Below are 224 nucleotides of genomic sequence, written 5' to 3'. Positions count from 1 at the left end.
CCATAGAAGCGTTTTTCTTGATTAGCAATAACAGCATATTGACACGTAGCCGAGTTAGCAACGGTAGTGAAATCAGCAGGAATAGCTGACACATTATCGCCATGACTCATCCATACATCTAATAATGGTTTTACGTCTGCAGATAATGCGTCTTGGATAGCTTTAAGGAATGCAGAATTAGTATGCACTTCAACTTTCGCATTCCAAAACTCGCCTTCGCCTTC

1 pseudogene is annotated in these 224 nt (G+C 41.1%); it reads right to left on the bottom strand.

Annotation, left to right across the window (positions count from 1 at the left end):
• Nucleotides 1-224 (bottom strand): annotated as a pseudogene (locus V6255_RS18490) (glutamine-hydrolyzing GMP synthase); the annotation flags it as partial.

Origin of the sequence: Psychromonas arctica (genome assembly GCF_038155225.1) — a bacterium.
Classification (GTDB): Bacteria; Pseudomonadota; Gammaproteobacteria; order Enterobacterales; family Psychromonadaceae; genus Psychromonas; species Psychromonas arctica_B.
The sequence above is the reverse complement of the archived record's forward strand: the minus strand, read 5'-3'. Positions and strand labels throughout refer to the sequence as shown.